Source organism: Bradyrhizobium vignae (genome assembly GCF_004114425.1).
GTDB lineage: Bacteria > Pseudomonadota > Alphaproteobacteria > Rhizobiales > Xanthobacteraceae > Bradyrhizobium > Bradyrhizobium vignae.
In genome coordinates this window covers 67,270-82,858 of the sequence record NZ_RDQF01000013.1, presented here as the reverse complement: position 1 = coordinate 82,858, position 15,589 = coordinate 67,270, and the positions used below count along the sequence as shown (strand labels likewise).

Annotated in this window: 13 protein-coding genes and 3 pseudogenes; 10 read left to right on the top strand and 6 right to left on the bottom strand. The window is 58.2% G+C overall.

Annotation, left to right across the window (positions count from 1 at the left end; translation table 11 throughout):
* Positions 1-117: 117 nt before the first annotated feature.
* The gene (locus tag EAV90_RS13795) at positions 118-564 is read right to left on the bottom strand and encodes a hypothetical protein (RefSeq protein ID WP_129143636.1); all 447 of its coding nucleotides are present in this window, start codon (positions 562-564) and stop codon (positions 118-120) included.
* A 30-nt stretch (positions 565-594) separates the two neighbouring features.
* On the bottom strand, positions 595-963 hold the full coding sequence (locus tag EAV90_RS13790; RefSeq protein WP_244558879.1) for an antibiotic biosynthesis monooxygenase family protein: 369 nt from the start codon (positions 961-963) through the stop codon (positions 595-597).
* 96 nt (positions 964-1,059) lie between these two features.
* Between EAV90_RS13790 and EAV90_RS13785 the strand changes: the two genes are divergently transcribed.
* Both EAV90_RS13785 and EAV90_RS40110 read left to right on the top strand, forming a co-directional pair.
* Positions 1,060-1,533: a MarR family winged helix-turn-helix transcriptional regulator gene (locus tag EAV90_RS13785; RefSeq protein WP_122405124.1), complete on the top strand. Its 474-nt coding sequence runs from the start codon at positions 1,060-1,062 to the stop codon at positions 1,531-1,533.
* Positions 1,534-1,635: 102 nt separating this feature from the next.
* Positions 1,636-1,731: pseudogene (locus EAV90_RS40110) on the top strand (IS5/IS1182 family transposase); the annotation flags it as partial.
* Here the strand turns inward: EAV90_RS40110 and EAV90_RS41665 are convergent.
* A pseudogene (locus tag EAV90_RS41665) lies at positions 1,724-2,030 on the bottom strand (transposase family protein); the annotation flags it as partial. The pseudogenes EAV90_RS40110 and EAV90_RS41665 sit on opposite strands and share 8 nt — an antisense overlap.
* On the opposite strand from EAV90_RS41665, the pseudogene EAV90_RS13770 reads away from it, so the two are divergent.
* From EAV90_RS13770 to EAV90_RS13745, 6 genes and pseudogenes are all read left to right on the top strand, one after another.
* Positions 2,023-2,315: pseudogene (locus tag EAV90_RS13770) on the top strand (transposase); the annotation flags it as partial. The pseudogenes EAV90_RS41665 and EAV90_RS13770 sit on opposite strands and share 8 nt — an antisense overlap.
* Before the next feature lie 402 nt (positions 2,316-2,717).
* Complete coding sequence (locus EAV90_RS13765; RefSeq protein ID WP_129143635.1) at positions 2,718-3,056, top strand: helix-turn-helix transcriptional regulator; 339 nt, start codon at positions 2,718-2,720, stop codon at positions 3,054-3,056.
* Complete coding sequence (locus EAV90_RS13760) at positions 3,046-4,326, top strand: type II toxin-antitoxin system HipA family toxin (protein ID WP_129143634.1); 1,281 nt, start codon at positions 3,046-3,048, stop codon at positions 4,324-4,326. The genes EAV90_RS13765 and EAV90_RS13760 overlap by 11 nt, the downstream gene beginning before the upstream one ends.
* A gap of 665 nt (positions 4,327-4,991) precedes the next feature.
* Positions 4,992-5,471: a hypothetical protein gene (locus tag EAV90_RS41445; RefSeq protein WP_208738490.1), complete on the top strand. Its 480-nt coding sequence runs from the start codon at positions 4,992-4,994 to the stop codon at positions 5,469-5,471.
* Between the two features lie 135 nt (positions 5,472-5,606).
* Entirely contained in the window at positions 5,607-5,888 is a 282-nt protein-coding gene (locus tag EAV90_RS41440; RefSeq protein WP_208738489.1) for a hypothetical protein, read from the top strand.
* An 863-nt stretch (positions 5,889-6,751) separates the two neighbouring features.
* Positions 6,752-7,807 carry a hypothetical protein gene (locus EAV90_RS13745; RefSeq protein WP_129143632.1) on the top strand — a complete coding sequence of 352 codons (1,056 nt, stop codon included), beginning with the start codon at positions 6,752-6,754 and terminating at the stop codon, positions 7,805-7,807.
* Positions 7,808-8,025: 218 nt separating this feature from the next.
* Here the strand turns inward: EAV90_RS13745 and EAV90_RS13735 are convergent, their stop codons facing one another.
* The gene (locus tag EAV90_RS13735) at positions 8,026-9,351 is read right to left on the bottom strand and encodes a DUF3422 family protein (RefSeq protein WP_129143631.1); all 1,326 of its coding nucleotides are present in this window, start codon (positions 9,349-9,351) and stop codon (positions 8,026-8,028) included.
* A 1,246-nt stretch (positions 9,352-10,597) separates the two neighbouring features.
* Between EAV90_RS13735 and EAV90_RS13730 the strand changes: the two genes are divergently transcribed.
* Positions 10,598-11,761 (top strand): TlpA disulfide reductase family protein, encoded by a 1,164-nt coding sequence (locus tag EAV90_RS13730; RefSeq protein WP_129143630.1) that lies wholly within the window; start codon positions 10,598-10,600, stop codon positions 11,759-11,761.
* 570 nt (positions 11,762-12,331) lie between these two features.
* On the opposite strand, the gene EAV90_RS13725 is transcribed toward EAV90_RS13730, so the two are convergent.
* The gene (locus EAV90_RS13725; protein WP_245509502.1) at positions 12,332-13,696 is read right to left on the bottom strand and encodes an aminotransferase class V-fold PLP-dependent enzyme; all 1,365 of its coding nucleotides are present in this window, start codon (positions 13,694-13,696) and stop codon (positions 12,332-12,334) included.
* An 87-nt stretch (positions 13,697-13,783) separates the two neighbouring features.
* Between EAV90_RS13725 and EAV90_RS13720 the strand changes: the two genes are divergently transcribed.
* On the top strand, positions 13,784-15,001 hold the full coding sequence (locus tag EAV90_RS13720; protein WP_164936913.1) for a diaminopropionate ammonia-lyase: 1,218 nt from the start codon (positions 13,784-13,786) through the stop codon (positions 14,999-15,001).
* A gap of 19 nt (positions 15,002-15,020) precedes the next feature.
* Here EAV90_RS13720 and EAV90_RS13715 read toward each other — a convergent pair whose 3' ends face one another.
* A complete protein-coding gene (locus EAV90_RS13715; RefSeq protein ID WP_129143627.1) occupies positions 15,021-15,503 on the bottom strand; it encodes an Lrp/AsnC family transcriptional regulator in 483 nt (160 codons plus the stop codon).
* Positions 15,504-15,589 lie beyond the last annotated feature (86 nt).

Sequence of the window (15,589 nt, the reverse complement as noted above, 5' to 3'; positions counted from 1 at the left end):
TCATATGCCAAGGCATCTGCGCTTAATGAGTACACGCCTAGGCTAGGGCGCGTACTCATTAAATCACGACAATACCAGGCGTCAGATCAGTTGTCCGCGCAGTTCCGGTTCAGGTGATCAAGCGAGTTTGCGGCCCAACCATCCCTTCATTTTGAGACCGTCCCGCATGTTGAGAGCAAGAAGTGTAATGTTTGTTGCGCCCGCGACGAGCTCGATCGCCTGCACAGCATAGAACGTGGCATCGAATTCTGCCGCCTGAGCCTTGGACGCAAGGAAGAGCGCAGACGGAATAAGAATCAGGATGCCGTTCCCTGCAATGAACGGCATGCGCTTGAATTTGGCCCCGATCAGTCCGGCCCGGCGCCCCTTTGCCAAGATGACACCTGTACCACCGGTCGCAGCGAGCGCCGGAATCAGCAACAAGAAACCCCACGGTATGGTGCCCTTAACCGCTGCAACTGTGGCATGGGGCGCGAACAGCTCACTGAGTACCGTCGATAGCCAAAATGTGCCGATCGTTGCGATAGCCAAGGCGCCAGCGACAGGATGGATCAACTTGATCATGGGTATTTTCCCCTCCTAAAAGCAGCAGGGCTAGGCAACGCAGATGCCGGGCACGGCAACTTTCTGGAACAGATGAGGGGAAGCTATCGCCGAGGCCGGATAGCTGGCGATTTTTGCTAGAAAGTCAGGATGGGTGAAGGCCGCGCGGAAGTGTGCGGTGGATTCCCAGACGGCGTAGTTCAGATAGGTCGAGCTGTCGCCGAGAGCTCTGTGCAGCTGAGTGGAAATGAAGCCCGGCTGTCGCTTCATGAACGCTGCGTCGTCCTGCCAGGTCTTGAGAAAAGCCGCCTCATCGGCTTTGTCGAGAGTGAATGGGTTCACCAGGACGACCGAATTTGCCTCGATAGCGATCTGGCGGTCGATCGGGAAGGAAGGGTCTAGTGGGCGTAGCAACGACATGAGTGCCTCCATCGCTGTTTAACATGTGGTGCCTAATTGGTATTATGGTTACAAACATATTGACACTATGATGTCAACATAAAACAATGGTGACGAATGAAAAGAGCCGAGCGAACCCCCGAGGGGGACGCCCTGAGCGACCTTGTTCTCGATCTATTCAGGCTCGACGGCCTGCTTCTGACGGCCGGCGACCGTCTGGTCGCCCCGCTTGGCCTAACAAGCGCACGGTGGCAGGTGCTTGGCGCCATTGTGTCCGCCGAACGTCCCCAACCGGTCGCTTGGCTCGCACGCGACCTCGGCGGCAATCGTCAAAACGTGCAGCGGATTATCAATGATCTGCACAGGGAGGGCCTCGTATCTTTTGAGGTCAACCCGCATCACCGACGGGCGCAGCTCGTCGTGCTCACTGAGAATGGACAGCGCGCCTTCGAAGCCGCAATGGAATTGCAGGTTCCCTGGATCAACGATCTTTCAGAAGGGCTGTCTGTCAAGGATATACGGATTGTCCATCGCGTGATCACGGCCTTGCGAGATAAGCTTGAGGGCAGCCGTGAGGACAAGTCGGCCTGACATGGCAAAAGCATTGTGCTCGCCCCGGCGCCCGTGATTCTAGCTCCCAAACTGAGGCTTCGAATCATGCGCCATGAACTGACTGACTAAGAATGGGCAGCTATCAAGTCTATGCTACCAAACAAGCCGCGTGGAGTTCCTCTGACCGACGCGTCCTCAATGGCATCTTCTGGGTCCTGCGATCTGGGCTGTCATGGGCCTCACCAGGCGTCAGTGCCAGCCGTACGGGCACGGGCCCATTGCCACCTACAAGCGCATGAATCTCGCTGGTCAACCCGCCGCGTGAACGTCCTATCAATTTGCCTCTGGTTCTTGGCGATGCACCGTCCGTGCTGATGAACGCGAACAATAGAGGTGTCGATCATCTGGACCGCCGCATCGTGAGCAGCGGCTATGATTCGGCTCCAGACACCCGGCCAGCGCGAGCGAACAAGGCGGTTATAGCAGGTAGTGTAAGGGCCAAAATGATCCGGCAAATCGCGCCAAGGTAATCGACTCGCCGGAAAACTTCTGTCTCGTCTGAAGCCTGGATCGATGCTGCTCGCCGATCGTGGTTACGACGCTGACTGGATCAGAGACCTTGCCATGAAGAAAGGTGCATGGGCAAACATCCCGCCAAATGCAACCGCAATGATCCGATCTGCTTCAGCCCGTACCTTTACCGCGCTCGAAACCAGATCGAAAGACTCTTCAACAGGATCAAGCAATGTCGTCGGGTCGCAACGCGCTACGACAGGCTCGCCGCCAACTACCTTGCCTTGGTGCAACTCGCGTCAATCCGAGACGATGTCGCCCACCTCTCCAATTTGATCTCGCCCAGTGGCGAGGCGTTCTGGCTGGTTAGTTTTATGGCATCGGTCAAGTTGCGCGCCTTTTGCTGTGGGCATGTGGGCAACGCGATTGCGTTGTCCAAGCGCAGCGGCATGTTCACAGCGCCACGGGCTCAGGTCTTTCGGGCGGATGACGGTGTTCGGCGCAGGCTCTTAAGCTTGGACGAGGCGCGATCTGGGATTGGTGGCGTCCTCGCCAGCTCCTCACGTTGTCTGGAACCTGCCTGGTCCATTAATGGACCATAACAGCCGGTCTGGTTTTTTTATGCACCAGCTCAGTTGAAGATTTTGCGACCCTGGTCTATATATGATCCACGAAGCACTTGACGATCTATTTATGAACCAATGGGATCCATGGCTAAGATCCATCACCCGATTTCTGTCTATGCAGCCGATGCTGCGGTGCTGCTTGGGCAGCTTCTGCGCAAGGCCCGCATCGAACGGAAGATGAGCACGGTCAACGTCGCCGAGCGGGCAGGGATCTCGCGCGGGCTGCTGCGGCGCATAGAGGCAGGCGACCCGCGATCCACCATTGGCGCTGTCTTTGAGGTCGCTGCAATTGTCGGCGTCAGGCTGTTCGACCTCGGGCCGGCGACAATGTCTCAGGCGATCGAAACCAATCGCGAGGTCCTGACGCTTCTGCCTAAATCCGTTCGTGCCCGGCGGGGTGAAGAGGTCAAGGATGACTTCTGATCCCAAATTCACTGAGGCCTATGTCTGGACTTGGCTACCAAGTGAGACGAAACCGGTTGTTGCGGGCCGTTTGTCGGCACGTGGCGAACAGCTCGTGTTCAACTATGGACGGAGCTACATCGAGCGCAAGGATGCCATTGCGCTTTACCAACCCGAATTGCCGCTGCGGAGCGGAATCCTTCCGCTTCTTGCGGGTCTGAACATGCCGAACTGTATTCGCGACGCCGCTCCCGACGCCTGGGGCCGACGCGTGATCCTCAATCGGAAGTTTGGCGCGCGCGGGAAAGAGATTGACGCGGGCAGTCTTGATGAGCTGACCTTTCTCCTCGAGTCGGGGTCGGATCGCATCGGCGCGCTCGATTTTCAAGCCTCGCCGTCGGCCTATGTCGCGCGTGAAGGCGAGGGCGCGTCTCTCGATGAGCTTTTGAATGCGGCGGCGCTCGTCGAACAGGGAACGCCGCTGACGCCCGAGCTCGACCGGGCGGTTTTCCACGGTAGCTCCATTGGCGGGGCGCGGCCGAAAGCGACGATTACCTCCGACGATAAGAAATTCATCGCGAAGTTTTCTTCGCAAACCGACCTCTACAGCGTGGTGAAGGCGGAATTCATTGCAATGCGCTTGGCCGCGGCGGCCGGGCTTCGCGTCGCGCCTGTGAGCCTTCAACGCGTGGCGGGCAAGGACGTCCTCGTTATCGAGCGCTTCGATCGTGCGAAGGCTACCGGCGGATGGTCCCGCAAGGCCATGGTATCCGCCCTAACATTGCTTGAGCTGGACGAAATGATGGCCCGTTACGCCAGCTACGAACAGCTCGCCACGACCATCCGCCACCGTTTCACGGAACCCAAGGAGACGCTACGGGAGTTATTTTCGCGCATTGTTTTCAACGTGCTCTGCGGTAACACGGATGACCATGCCAGAAATCACGCAGCCCTCTGGGACGGCACGAATCTGACGCTCACACCTGCCTATGATATTTGCCCGCAAAGCCGCACGGGCGGCGAGGCGACGCAAGCGATGCTTATATTGGGCCAGGATCGACACAGTCAGATTGCGCTCTGCCTGAAAGGCGCGCCATCGTTTCTTCTCAACGAGGCGGATGCCGTCGCAATTGTCGTGCATCAAATCAAGACCATCAAGGACCGCTGGTCGGCGGTTTGTGATGAAGCCGCGCTTGGACAAGTGGATCGAAACTTGTTTTGGCGTCGTCAGTTCCTCAATCCTTACGCCTTCATTGGCGCGCCGCAGGCCATAACGAGCCTGGTCAGCTAGTTCGAACAAACAAATGAGCGACAAACACCCGGATCGAACTCTTCCAGGATCTCTCCATACCGGTCTGAGACCATTCGTGCAGAGCTGCGGGAGGCCCTTATTGCCGCGGCAGCAACGCCATGGGAGCGTGGGATAGACGCCGAGAAGGAGCTTAGTCGCATGGCGCGGCGACGATATCAGTCACGCCCAGCGCCTTAGACCTCGTGCGCAGTGCCTCGTGAATACGTCCGAGCTCCCTCAGAAACGAAGTAGTGCCTTGGCATGCCATGCAATGCAGACGAAGCGGACTCGTTCCGGCCAAGGCACTGCATTATTGCTGCTTTCGGGAGTTCTGAGGTGGACGCCGAACGGGACCAGCTACTAGTCGATATGTGGCACCGAGGCCGTATTCCAAATCTCCATCGTCTCGCCGCAAACGGCGCGCTCGAAGCTGCCGATCTAGGGCGCGGACCATACGCACATGCTCAGGCAGCGGATTATTCTCCACATAAACAATGCACCCAAAGCCTAGCTCGTGCCCACGTCCGCGGGGGGACGGTTAGGGAGGTGCAGGGTGGCTATACCGGTAGCTCTCACGAGAGCACCAGGGAAGTAAACACTGCGCGAAAAACTGCAATTTGTCACGCGCTTGCTATGGCCCCCGCCTCGTAGGCTGGGATTGGAAGTTGGCATACGAAGAAGGCCGCCACCCTCCTGTTCTTGCGCGACTACGGAAAGCGCTTTTCCGCAAAGCCGCTTCTCCGGCTTCACGTCTTTCCGCCTTGGGCAAAGATCGCGTCGCTTCTGCCGACTCGCACGCACCGCTCTGCCGAGCGCGGGATTTCCAGCGATTCTCGACGCCGACCACTCTCGGCCTGGCAGCGCTGCGCGCCGCCGCCATTACGGCGGCCAATCGCGTGTGCTCGAGCCGTCCGCGGGCACCGGGCTGCCCGCCATCCTCTCCGAGATCGCCGGCAGCACCCCTCGTGCTCAACGAGCTGGCCGAGTGCCGGGGCATGTTGCTCTCTTCCATGTTGCCGGCTAACTGCGTCACGCGCTTCGACGCGGCCAAGTCGACGATCACCTCCATCCAGGTGTTGCCCGAAGTCGTGCTGATGAACCCACCTTTTTTCGGCGAGGGCGAACGTTTCCGGCCGCATGGCTGACACTTCGTAACGTCACATCGCTGGGCGTGGCGCGTCTTGCTGATGGGGCCGCCTGGTCACGATATCAGGCGCAAACTTCTCACCAGAGGCTCAGCTTGGCCCGACGCCTTCGTCCGGTTGCAGGAACGTGGCCGCGTGGTGTTCACCACCACGATCACTGGCGCGCTCTATGCCAGGCATGTCACCACGACCGAAACGCGCCTCACCGTCATCGACAAGGTGCTGACCGATGATCCGCGCGCGTTCCCGCAGTCGCCGGGAATGGCGCCCGACGTCGACGTTAAATCGGCGAACACGTTGCATCTCGCTTGCCAGTCGCCTCGACTGGCACGCATTCCGTATCCCGAGCAGAGTTTTCGTGGTGGGCGGCGACAGGTCATGAGCCTAGTCCAATCAAGCTGCACAAAGGCAACTTAAATCGGCAGACTTCCCGCGCTGGAAATGAAAACGCCGGCGTGAAAGCCAGGGCTCCCGTCATGTCACAGCGTACATCCCGCCGGAACAATCAGACGATAGTTAGCACGGAGTTTTCGAAGAAAATGTGACCGTCGCGGTCGTCGCTCTTAAAAGTCGGAGTTTTCGTAAACGCTTGTAGACCGTACGCCGAGCACTTTGTTGCCTTCAGGGGTGTAGATCCGTTGCACGCTGCCCCGAGACGGCAAACAACAGACCTACGAGGCGACGGTCATTTTGATCTGTTGAAGTCCCAAACCGCCTGTCAGAGACCTTCGTGCATTTCTGACGAAATCAATGCCAGTTGATCTCCGTCAATGCAGTGGTCGCGTCGGTCACGGACTGATTTGAGAGATTTTATTGCTAGCAATTGCTGTGCGGACGGGGAGCCAAGCCACGCGCGTTCCCGCGGTATTGTTTTCGTCCTCGCGCGGCAGGCCAGTCCTGCTTACGCCTGACGGGATATGGGCGACATGGAAGTTGCCGCAATCGCTTACAGGCGGCTCGATGATGCGTTGCGGTCGAAGATCGACCATCATCAAACAGCATCCGGCGTATCCGCCTCGGCGCCTTGATCGACTTTGAGAAGTCGTTCTGCGGGGATGTCTGGGCGGACCTTACCATTGTCATCTTCAAGACCTTTGCCTGTCAGCGGCGGAGCCAACCGTCAACCGACATCATGAACCAGGTGGGGAGTTCTTCATGATGCAAAGGGAGCAGGTCCGGATGTCGCTTGGCAGCTACACGGGGAAGCATCTGACCTCGGTGACACCCTTTCCCTGACTTGTCAGCTTCTCGAAAGGCGCCCCTGCAAAAATGAAGCCTGAATGTATCGAGTCGACGGGAACAAAATGATTATCGATCTACCGAACGCCACACAAGCGCCGCAACGGCCAGAAGATTTGAATGCACAATCCAGCTCACTAGCAGACCCTTCTGTCGATCAGGCGAACTTTGAGCGGCAACTTAATGACGTGCGGCCAGTCCTGCAAACGTGGGATTCGACTGCCCCTTTGAACTGTTCCGAGGTTGGATCCCCCTCGACCCTCACGAAGGGAAATGTGCGAGCGCGTGCTATCCAGGAACGCGAACGGTGCCCGGCCCTATCCTTTGTCGCGGGACGCGCCGAACTTGCCGTTTCGCTGGCCGGAGCAAACGTTGAGACTCTGAAGAACGAAATCAGGCTGGCTGCGCGGCGAGTAGCGCGGTGGCCAGCAACGAACGAGTCCTCGGCCGGTGGTGTCGATGGCGGTCGCATTCTCGACGATGTGTTAGCATCGTCATATTTGCGGCTGCACCGCTTTCAGGACGAGGCCATCGATTGCAAGCCGCGCCTAGATGAGGATGTGAGCGCCATCGAGCATGTGCGTTCCTTAGCGGATTTTCGTTGTCACGCTAGGCCCCATGTTTCTAAGTCGGGTATCTGTTCCGACGACGAGACGGAGGACGAAATTGATATGGCGCGCCTCGGCGCATGGCACACGCAAGGCCTTACCGATAGTGCTTTTGTATCATTGTCCCAGGAACCCTCACGACTGCTTCTTTCAAATGACCACAGTGAGCATGGCGCGCAGGCGATTGCAAAGAATGCTAAGGAGCTACACACCTACACGGTGCCGAGTGTTACCGCTTGGACAACCGAGAAAATCAGGGGTATTCTAGAGCGCGGGCGCGCTCCCGGAGATAAGGAGCTGCTAGATTGGGTGAGGGGAATACCGTCTCAGGAGACCGAGGTCTTGTTTTTGGGCGGCAATCTGGGTGACTATCAGACGACCAGCGAACCGAATCCGTACAGGGTCGACCCACCGCAAAATGTTCGGCCGATCAAGAAAGCAAGGGCCAGCTCCGAGCGCGACATGATTGCAGCCTCTCGAACCCGCTGAGCGCCGCTACCTCTTCGCCGACGAGGAAGGTGAGGGCTTCAGCCTGATCTGGTACCGCCCCAGGCGCCGCAAAGGCGACTGACCCGGCCCACATTGCCTCGCCTCCCTGGTCCTGGCGGGGCATTACCTTGCGCAGGAGCCGGCTGCGATCTTGCGGCAGCGACGCACCCGACCATGCGAGCTTCGCAGGAGGGACGCACCGATTCCCTCAAGGAGCTTTACTCGCAAGTAACCGAGGGCGCGTCGTCGTGCTTGAAGTGTCGCTTTCGGACATTGTAACTCACCAGCCAGATCACGCCGACCGCGATCGGCACGAAGGCTGCGGTCAGGAACGAGGGCTCTACTCGCAGTCCGACATCATGCGCGCCCTTGGCAACATAGCTAAACAGGCTGACCACATAATATCCTATCGCCGCGACCGACAATCCTTCGACCGTGCACTGCAGCCGAAGCTGCTGTCTCGCGCGCTCGTTGATAGCCTGCAACAGATCACGATGCTGTCGCTCGATTTCGACGTCGACCCGCGTTCGCAACAGATCGGCGGCACGCGCGAGCTTGACCGACAGAGCCGCCTGACGATCCTCCACAGTTGCGCAGGTTCGCATCGCCGGCGCCATGCGGCGCGCCAGAAACGACGACCAGGTTGGATACCCCGAGACATCGCTGCCTTCAATAATGGATAATCGCGATTGGACCAGCTCGTTATAGGCCCTGCTGGCGCCGAATCGAAACAGGCTGCTGGTCGCGCCTCTTTCGAAGGATGCGGCCAGCGCCGTCAGTTCGGCAAGCAGATGGTTGTTGAACTGCAGCCCCTCACCGCGTTGCATTTTCTCGAGTGCCTCAACAAGACGGCGGTCGATGCGATCAACAGCCGGTGCAAGCTCAAGGGCCGCCGACAGGCCAAGCAGCGCCAATGGACGGTAGGTCTCGATTTCCAGGAGCCGTTGCACCAGCGCTCCGAGATCGTGCGACGTCAACCCCAGGTCGCAGACGAGGATTTTCGTGAAGCCTCTTTCGTCTACGCGGAAGTCTGAGGCTGCAACGGCTGCGCCGTCCTTTGTGGCAACCATGGCCAGGCTGTCCTTGTCAAAAATCTGTTCGGCCCGCTTGGTCGGCGAGGCGTCTTGCTCCACGTCTAGCCTGATCGCGACCAGCAATTGTCCGGTCTGACGCAACGCGCGGATCAGAGATCGGACGGTACCGTCAAGTTTGTCAAATTGGTCTGCGGCAGAACAATTTGCGTGAGTCCAGATCCAGGTGAATGTTGTAAATTCCGAATGCTGCTCCCAGCGTAGCGTAGCAGGCCCGATGACAATCTGATGAAGTTTCGCCGATTGCTCAGGCGGCGTAAGATTGTGCTCGAGGCAAAAATCGATAAAACGGCAGCGATCGCTTGTGGCCGCCTCGCCCTGTGCAAGAAAAGCGAAGTGGATCACGCTGAACGGCGAAACAAGGCGCATGAAGGGGCGCGCGTGCACTTCTCCGAGCACAGCGTCGCGTTGCGGATGTGGCGTGAAGGTTCGCAGATCCAGTTCGTCGATCATGTATTGGTGCCTCGCTTCAGGGTTAGCAGGCAACCGTCAGCCTTGACGCGGCAGGCCATGGCGGCGCTGGGAAACGGTTGAACGCCGCTAGGCTGTCGACCGAGTCATGTCGACAATCACTACCGAGGCCGCCTTGAACTCGGGAAAGAGGTCTTGCCGGAGGCAGGTCAGGCCAGGCAGATTCAGATGCAGCCGCCTCATTCAGCCTTCGAATGACGCCATCAACGTATGGTCCGGTATCTATGACGAAATGCCGCATTGTCGATCAACAGGTGTATCGGTGCGCCAGCAAGCCGTTCCGCGACCTTGGCGCGGGTGGCACCGCTGGACGAATGCCTAGATTTACGTGGACATCCGTCTCCGAATCGCACGACGTCGCCCCCGAAGGGGACGCGTGCAACTGGTGCGGCAAACGCATTGTCGATTGAACGATCGAGGTCCACACTCGACTCCCATCTTGTTGCCGGCACCAAACTTCCTGGCGCCGAGAGGCGCTGCAGGATTCGGGCCAGCACCACAGAACACTTTCTCTTCTTTTTTACGCAATGTGGCTTCGTAGACAGTCGGAGGCGGGTTTCAGACAAGAGCGCGCTTGTATTCTGACAAAATGCGCAGGTGGCACAGGCCACAGGGAAGGGTGTGTCTTCGGCAAGGTCATCGCTCAAAGGCCGCTGCCATTGTTTCAGCGGCCACGCTTTCGTTGGACTTGTCCATGCAGAGCCATGCGAGTGATCGCGCCCCTAACCCCGGAGCAAGGCTCGGCGATGCTCGGATAACGTCACCTCGAGTGAAGTTGACTGGATCACGCAGCTGGAGCGCTCTCCGCGCCTTTGAAGCGTCGCTCAGAGCAGCGCAAGCCTTGCGGCTCAGCCGGTTTGTCGAAGGGAGGCAGATACGTGGCGATCGTGCTGTTGACGCTATTCTTCCGCAGTCAAACACTTAATGCGAAGACGATGCTGGCACGGACGTTGCTACTAGGGTGCGGCAGTACTGAAAGTGCTGAGCGCACCCAACGCGAGACCAGCGATGCTCTCCTTCCTTGAACCGATGTGGCCCTCGTGTGAAAGGAAGAGCTTGTTGGCGTGTGATCTTGTGTGTCGTAGGCCTTAGCGCGGCGACAGCGACATTTGCTGCGGACCTCGCTCCGGCAGCGCGTCTACACCAAGGCAGCCCCACTAGCGGTCGCGATCAGAGACGAGCTGGCGCAAACGTCGCGCACCCTTTGACAATAACTTTGGAGAGTAACATGGTGCTGGGTTTAGAGTCCCCTGCTCCTCCGATCACGGTGGAGAACTGGCTGCGTGGCGAGCCCCTCACGAGCTTCGAGCCGGGAAAAGTGTACATCGTCGAATTTTGGGCAACTTGGTGCGAGCCCTGTGTCGCCGCCATGCCCCATCTGGTGGAGCTGCAAGATAAATATAAAGACAGCGGAGTTGAGGTCGTCGCAGTCGCAGCTTATGAACAAGCTCGAACGACGGACGAGGCCCGAACCAAATTGGACACATGGTTGAGCGAAAAGCTTCCGAACCTCAACTACCGGGTCGGATTCGACTACACAGAGAAAATGGACAAGCTTTGGATGGATCCCAGTCTTTCTGTCGGGATTCCCACCTCGTTCGTCGTCGACCGTGACGGCCACATCGCCTTTATCGGTTTTCCGACGGAACTCGATGGCGTTCTGTCGAAAATTCTTAACGGCAGCTGGCGCAGCAGTGATGAAGCTAGAAACGCCGATAAAGAGCGGATCGCCAAAGGCGAAAAGGAGGCGCGCGAGAGAGCGTTGACTGAGCCGATCTTTGCCAAACTTACGCCAGCGATGGAGGCGAAGGACTGGACGAAGGCGCTTTCGGCGCTCGAAGAGGGCGTCGCGGTGATGCCGGACGACCTCAACTTCCGTGTGCTCCGTGCGGATCTGTTGCTTCACAAAGTGCGCGACTTGCAGACCGGCTTGCCGGTCATGAGCCAATTGGTTCGCGATGCGATAGACAAGAAATCCGAGCTGTGGATGGCGGAGGCGATGCGCCAACTTTTCGATCCGGCGAATGACAACTCCCACTTGCCGCCTGCCGAGCGCTTTGCGATGGGCAAGGAGTTGTCCGAACACATCCTGGCACTGAATCCTCCGCAAGGCGGTCAGGCCCTTAAGTTCCTGTCCTATCCGGCGATCGCGCAGTACTATTACGAGAGCGGCAACAAGGATCGTGCGATCGAGGTGGTCGAGGTGGCGCTGAAGTCGTTGGACGGTCCTGAGCCTATCCCCGAAGAACTGAAACAGGAAGTTATGTCCCCGTTGGTCCAAGCGCTCGCCAACTACAAGGGAGAGAAGGCTTGCTATGGATCTCTTTGTGCGACTCCGCGACGCGGGGTCTCGCAAAGTACCAAAGCGCAAGCGCCGGAGGAGAAAAGATGAAAAAGAGAGTGCCGCGGATCCCGCCTGCCTGGCTCACACAAGCTTGGATCGCGCAAGGCTGGCCGATGTCTCAGATCGATGCTCTCAGCCCGAGGGGCTCGCAAAGCGTGAGGCGCTCCAGCTCAGCCAAGCGTGGGAGAAATGGCTAGAAGAGTTAGGCCGCAGCGCCCGGACTGCGGGCATTTATCGCACTCCTCCGCGACAACGCCAAGCATTGTGCACATCGGGTCCGTATCGAACGGTTTTTACACCGTGTGCGCCACAAACCCCCTAGCGGCATGACCAGTCAAGATAACAAACGAGATGGCCTCCGAGCGTCGGAGGCCATCATCATTTTATGGAGACCCACGTGGGACTGAACCGTCACGTGCGTACCTTGTTCGTGCTTGGCGATAAGAAAAGGCGCTGGCTCAGCGGTGATGCTACCTCTATAGCTTCTCTGGCCCTACGCCGACCGAAATGGAGGATGGAGAGCCGTGATGCGAACGGCGAGCCCTCGATAAGCCACATGCTGGGCCGCAATCGCAAACTGGACATGTTTGAACAATCGGCGCCGCTCGCAGCCTGCGACTACGCGGCAGTTCTCCTGACCGCTGACGCGAGAGTTTGAACCTCATCGATCGTATTGTAGTAATGGGGGGATGCGCGAACAATGTCCGGCAGACCTCTGCGTGCTGCATCTAACGGTGTACTTGCTGGTGGCGAGACGGATACATTAATCTTGTGCCATGCAAGCTTGCACATGACCTCGCGGGCACCTGCGCCCCGTACTGTGAACGACACGATTGAAGCCGGACGTTCTCCAAGATCGTGAAGCAAGACCCCAGGGACGGTGCCAAGTGCTGCTCGCAACTCGTTCGCAAGCTGGCGGCAACGTTGTTCGATCCTCTCGATACCAATCGAAAGCGCGTAGTCCGCGGCGATACCAAGTCCAAGCCGCGCCGCGTAGTTCGCTTCCCAAGTCTCGAATCGTCGTGCGTCGGGCCTAAGTTCGTAGCGCTCAGGTCCAACCCAAGGTGCGCCAAACAGGTCTATCATGGCGGGTTCGATGTCCTTGATGAAATCGTCTCGCATGTAGAGAAAGCCTGTTCCGCGCGGACCACGCAAGAATTTCCGTCCTGTTGCCGTCAGCATATCGCAACCAAGTGCACGGACATCGACGGGGATCTGACCAACAGCCTGGCACGCATCCAGCAGGTAGGGAACGCTATGAGCGCGTGCGATGCGTCCCACGGCTTCAGCTGGGTTCACCAAGCCGCCGTTGGTCGGTATCCACGTGATGGCGATCAGCCTTACGCGCTTATCAATCATGCGCTCCAGCGCCTCCGGGTCCAGAACCTGATTTGCGTCGTCCGGTATAACCTCGACCCGTGCGCCCGTACGGCGGGCAACCTGCAAAAGCGCAACATAGTTTGCCGCAAACTCTGCGGAGCTAGTGAGAATTCGGTCGCCAGGGCTAAAGCGGAGCGAATAGAAGGCGCGTTGCCATGCCAAAGTGGCATTCTCGGCGAAGGCGATTTCTTCGCGCTTTGAGCCGACCAGTCGAGCAATGCTATCGTATACGCCCTCCAACCGCCCCGTGCTTTCGGCACTGGCTTCGTATCCACCAATTTGAGATTCGCGCTGGAGGTATGCGACCATACCATCGACGACGGGGCTCGGCATCAACGCGGCGCCCGCATTGTTGAGATGGATTCGATGTGCAACGCCGGGCGTATCCGCTCGCAAGCGAATGACGTCGGCATCAGAAAGATCCCTGATCGAGCTTGCAGTGTGCTTCCGAACGTTATGCACCTGAAGTTCCTTCTTCGCGACGAAGGTAGATGGAGAGATTCGCAGAGACGACCGGTCCTCGCCAAGCCAATCTCTGGAAACATACCTGACAGAAGGGCCCAAACCCGCCATTTTAAGGCTCACAATGCCAAAATCCTTCATTTGCGGCTTCATAGATTGCGCCAAACGGCCTCACGGGTTGGCAAAGTGGTTCGAGAAAATCGTACTTGCCTGCCCAGGAGGATGACCTTGGTCCCCACTTCAAGATCCGCGGAAACTGCGTCGAAGACGCTCGTCGACCATCGGCCCCTTCTGCTGCGCAATCGCTCACCCGAATTGAAAGAGGCTCCTTGGTGGTGCGACCGCAACGCAGGAAATGATCCTCTGCGCCTTCTTCGGGCTTGTCCGCGCTATGCGCCGACCAGATTGATTTCTTTGCCGCATATGGCGGAAAAGCTGGATCTCGGCGAAATCTGGATCAAGGACGAGACTCAGAGGCTTGGCATAGGCAGTTTCAAGGGGCTTGGCGGTGCCTATGCAGTGCTTAAGCTCGCAATGAATTACGTTGAGAAACGGACCGACCGCTCGATTCTGCCTGCAGAATTGGCGGAGCCTGGCGTGCGGTCTATGCTATCGGAGCTCACATTTTCATGTGCTTCGGATGGTAACCATGGCCGTTCGGTGTCGGCTGGAGCAAGGCTCATCGGAGCGCGGGCGGTCGTATATCTCCACGAGGGTGTGAGCGACGAGCGAGCCGCTCATATCTCGCGGCTCGGCGCTGCAATTGTGCGAGTGGCTGGAGACTATAACGATTCCGTCGAGGCTGCGGCCAAGGCTGCCTCACAGGATGGTTGGATCGCTGTCCCGGATACGGTCGGGCCCGGGGAGGATGCCACTGCTTGCACGTTTGTGGTCCAGGGATATACGGTGCTGATCGACGAAATCATTGCAGCAACGGCAGGACAGTCAAAGCCGTTTACGCATGTGCTGGTTCAGGCTGGTGTGGGAGGTCTTGCAGCAAGCGTTTTCGGCCATGGCTGGGCGCGTGGTCTATTCGGGCCGGATACCCATCTTTGGATCGTGGAGCCGGAACGATCGGCTTGTCTCTACGAGAGCGCCCGAGCCAAGATGCCCGTGCGGCTCCCGTCCGGACCGGCAACGAACATGTCGATGCTTGAATGCCAAAGCCCATCGTTGTTGGTTTGGCCCATCATCCAAGAGCTGAGCAGCGGCTACATCACGGTCACGGATGAAGAGGCTGCGAACGCAGTACGTTTGCTTAATGACGGCGTTTCAGGCGATCAGCCTCTTCGTGTCGGAGAATCGGGAGCGGCGGGATTAGCAGGCCTCTTACGGGCGGCCGAAGAGAAGGACCGAGAGGGGCTTGGGCTCGATCAGTCCGCCAAGGTTCTGCTTTTCGCGACGGAAGGCCCGACTGATCTATCAGCTTGGAGTGGAAACCCATAGGCAGGACCAAAGCGGCCGGTCAGGATACGTCAAGATTGACGCGGGTGGTGAACTTGACCGTCTGCATCGAAACGTATGTGTTGAACGACTTGATGTTCTTGTCGGGAAAGAATGCTCGCTCGGTGAAAGCCCCATATTCCTCCATAGAGCCAGTGTTGACGACCAGAATAAAATCAGCCGAACCCGTTACGTAGTAGCACTGCGTAACCTCAGGATAGGCGCTCATTCGACTTTTAAAGGTGTGCAGAAGGTCGAGCTGCTCTTGCTCGAGCGCCACAAGCACGATCGACGTGACCCGTTTGCCAGCAACCGAAGGCGATATGATCGAGACGTCGGACATGATCGCCCCGTTTTCGCGCAATCGCCTGAGCCGGCGGAGGCAAGAAGTCGGCGAAAGTCCCACGCGCTCTGCCAATTCCTCAGCGGTCTGCAGGTTATTCTCCTGCAGCAGCATGAGAAGCTTCAGATCGAGGCGATCCAGGTCGGTGCGCGTGACAGCCATTTAAAATTTAGATTTGCAGCTTTCTGGCATTTTGGGTGGCAAAACGGCGGATTTAGCCAGCCGCTTGTCAGATTATATGCGCAAGC

Excerpts from the sequence above, each read along its gene's own strand:
- EAV90_RS13795 (WP_129143636.1), bottom strand. The coding sequence starts at position 564 with ATGATCAAGTTGATCCATCCTGTCGCTGGCGCCTTGGCTATCGCAACG.
- EAV90_RS13790 (WP_244558879.1), bottom strand. The coding sequence starts at position 963 with ATGTCGTTGCTACGCCCACTAGACCCTTCCTTCCCGATCGACCGCCAG.
- EAV90_RS13785 (WP_122405124.1), top strand. The coding sequence starts at position 1,060 with ATGAAAAGAGCCGAGCGAACCCCCGAGGGGGACGCCCTGAGCGACCTT.
- EAV90_RS13765 (WP_129143635.1), top strand. The coding sequence starts at position 2,718 with ATGGCTAAGATCCATCACCCGATTTCTGTCTATGCAGCCGATGCTGCG.
- EAV90_RS13760 (WP_129143634.1), top strand. The coding sequence starts at position 3,046 with ATGACTTCTGATCCCAAATTCACTGAGGCCTATGTCTGGACTTGGCTA.
- EAV90_RS13745 (WP_129143632.1), top strand. The coding sequence starts at position 6,752 with ATGTATCGAGTCGACGGGAACAAAATGATTATCGATCTACCGAACGCC.
- EAV90_RS13735 (WP_129143631.1), bottom strand. The coding sequence starts at position 9,351 with ATGATCGACGAACTGGATCTGCGAACCTTCACGCCACATCCGCAACGC.
- EAV90_RS13730 (WP_129143630.1), top strand. The coding sequence starts at position 10,598 with ATGGTGCTGGGTTTAGAGTCCCCTGCTCCTCCGATCACGGTGGAGAAC.
- EAV90_RS13725 (WP_245509502.1), bottom strand. The coding sequence starts at position 13,696 with ATGAAGGATTTTGGCATTGTGAGCCTTAAAATGGCGGGTTTGGGCCCT.
- EAV90_RS13715 (WP_129143627.1), bottom strand. The coding sequence starts at position 15,503 with ATGGCTGTCACGCGCACCGACCTGGATCGCCTCGATCTGAAGCTTCTC.